Below are 2,729 nucleotides of genomic sequence, written 5' to 3'. Positions count from 1 at the left end.
TGGAGCGGAAGCATCAATGTGAGTGAAGATTTCCAGGAGAAATACGAAACGATTGCTGAGAAATTAAAGGAACAGCAGAATTATAAGATTGGAGTGGTTTCATCGGTTAATTTAAATCATGCCACACCTGCAGCCTTTTATGCACATCAGGAATCAAGAAATAATTATTATGAAATCGGTCTCGAATTGATTGACAGCGGATTTGATTATTTTGCCGGAGGTGGTCTGAAAAAGACAACAGGAAGTGAAGGCGATAAGGAAGATCTTTATGTTCTGGCTGAAAAGGCTGGATATAATGTTATTAAAACGCAGGCTGAGGCAGAAAAACTGACTTCAGAGGATGGAAAAGCAATTATCATTGATGAACATCTTGCAGACAGTGATGCTATGGCTTATGAAATTGATCGTCAGGAAGGTGAATGGGCACTGGCCGATTATGTCGAGAAGGGAATTGAGGTTCTTGATAATGACAATGGTTTCTTTATGATGGTCGAAGGTGGAAAAATTGACTGGGCATGTCATGCAAATGATGCTGCTTCAACCATTACAGATACAGTTGCCTTAGATAATGCAGTGGAAAAAGCGGTAGAATTTTACAATGAACATCCGGATGAGACATTGATCATTGTGACCGGAGACCATGAAACCGGTGGATTAACGATTGGTTTTGCGGGAACAGACTATGACACATTTCTTAAAAATTTTGAAAATCAGAAGATTTCTTATGCTAAATATGATGAAGATTATGTGAAGCAATATAAGGAAAATAAGACAGATTTTGATACAGTGATGAAAGATATTACAGAGCTGTTTGGCCTTCAGATACCAAATGGTGTGAATGAAGATACTCAGCAGAAAGACAGTGCGGATCTGCATCCGGAATCAGAGGATAAAGGTGCACTTGTTATGACGGAATATGAGTATGAACAGCTTAAGTCTGCATATGAGACAACGATGGCACGTACCGGTGAGGAAGAAGAATTCGGACAGGAAGAGTATATCAAATATGGAAGTTATGAACCACTGACCGTGACCATCACTCATATTTTAAATAACAAAAGCGGCATCAATTTTGGATCCTATGCGCATACAGGTCTTCCTGTAGAGGTTCTTGTACAGGGCGCAGGTGCAGAAAAATTTGACGGATATTATGATAACACAGATATTTATAACACCATGGCAGAACTTTTAAACGTAAAATAAAGATGAATCTGATATTTTCAAAAAAGAAAAATACTCTGCTCACAACGATATTTGGAATTTTTCTGATTGCAATCCTCATGGTCATTCCAACAGGCTATGAGGATGCTCTTATTTACCAGGGGACTGAACGGGCGACAGGTAAGGTGATTGAAGTAGATAATTCTATGATAAAAACATCCGGGCTTGTCCAGTCGGGTGAGCAAAAATGTATTCTCCTCGTACAGAACGGAATTTTTAAGGGAGAGAAAATCGAAGGCGTGAACTTTTTAGGTGGTTCTCTGGAGAAGGATAAGATTTATAAAATAGGGGACCGGGCATTAGTAACTATAAGCTGTGACGGCGATGTTATTAAATCAGCAATTATGTCAGATCATTATCGCTTAGATAAAGAGATGATTCTGCTGGCGGTTTTTGCAGTATTTTTAGTTGCTTTTGCGGGAAGAAACGGGTTTCAGGCCATACTGTCTTTTTGCATTACAATCTTAATGATATGGAAAATCATGGTACCGTTATATTTAAAGGGGTACTCACCGGTGTGGGTAGGCATTGTGATTACTGCTCTTTTGACGGGAATTATAATATTTTTTGTGTACGGAGTGGATAAACGAACGATTGCAGCTTCGTCAGGAGCTTTATTAGGAATTGCAACGACATGTATATTAGGAATTCTTTTCACAGATTTATTTAAAATTCACGGCGCGATTATGCCGAATGCAGAATCACTTCTTTATAGCGGATATCAGCATCTTGATCTGACATCAATATTTATGAGCAGTATATTTGTAGGGGCTTCCGGAGCAATGATGGATTTGTCCGTGGATATTACTTCTGCGATTTACGAAGTTGTTGAAAAAAGACCGGATATCTCATCTGTGCAGGCGATTAAATCTGGAATGAATGTGGGAAAAGCTGCGATGGGAACAATGACCACGACACTTCTTCTGGCCTATTCCGGAGGATATATTTCATTACTTATGGTATTTATGGCACAGGGAACTCCGATTGACCATATTTTAAATTACAAATATGTGGCATCAGAAATTTTGGATACAGTTGTTGGCAGCTTTGGTCTCATTACAGTTGCACCGTTTACAGCTATTACAGCAGGCGTTTTGCTGGCAAAAAATAAAAATATGTTGCATAATAATTGACTGAGTGGTCAATTATTTGGAGACAGGTTCCTTGCGACTTAGGAACCTGTCTTTTTTAGATAATGAACATCTAGATTCAACGTATTAAACGCTGTCTCTTATAACAAGGTTTGTGTTGACTTCAACTTTTATTGGACGGTAGTGCTTGGTATGTATCACATCGATCAGACGGTTGACTGCAAGTTCGGCCATATAACGGATCGGAACATTGATCGCAGTGAGTTTCGGTTCGATATATGTACATATGGAAGTATTATCAAAGCCTACGATACCTACATCGTTAGGAATTTTATATCCGAATTCTTTTAAAGCCTTCATGACACCGGCGGCAATGAGATCATTGTCGGCAAAATAGCAGTCTACCGGTTTTGTGCC

At 39.1% G+C, this 2,729-nt stretch carries 3 protein-coding genes; 2 read left to right on the top strand and 1 reads right to left on the bottom strand.

Annotation, left to right across the window (positions count from 1 at the left end; all coding sequences use genetic code 11):
* Both QZZ35_RS10855 and QZZ35_RS10850 read left to right on the top strand, forming a co-directional pair.
* On the top strand, positions 1–1,203 hold a 1,203-nt coding region (locus QZZ35_RS10855), incomplete at its 5' end, for an alkaline phosphatase (RefSeq protein WP_291237419.1).
* Positions 1,204–1,205: 2 nt separating this feature from the next.
* Positions 1,206–2,354, top strand: coding sequence for a YibE/F family protein (locus tag QZZ35_RS10850; RefSeq protein ID WP_291237418.1), 1,149 nt, complete (start codon positions 1,206–1,208; stop codon positions 2,352–2,354).
* Between the two features lie 84 nt (positions 2,355–2,438).
* Here QZZ35_RS10850 and QZZ35_RS10845 read toward each other — a convergent pair.
* On the bottom strand, positions 2,439–2,729 hold a 291-nt coding region (locus tag QZZ35_RS10845; RefSeq protein ID WP_291237417.1), incomplete at its 5' end, for a substrate-binding domain-containing protein.

Origin of the sequence: Frisingicoccus sp., from assembly GCA_016298055.1 — a bacterium.
Lineage (GTDB): Bacteria > Bacillota > Clostridia > Lachnospirales > Lachnospiraceae > Frisingicoccus.
The sequence above is the reverse complement of the archived record's forward strand: the minus strand, read 5'-3'. Positions and strand labels throughout refer to the sequence as shown.

Coding starts and splice junctions, on each gene's coding strand:
- QZZ35_RS10850 (WP_291237418.1), top strand. CDS start 1,206: ATGAATCTGATATTTTCAAAAAAGAAAAATACTCTGCTCACAACGATA.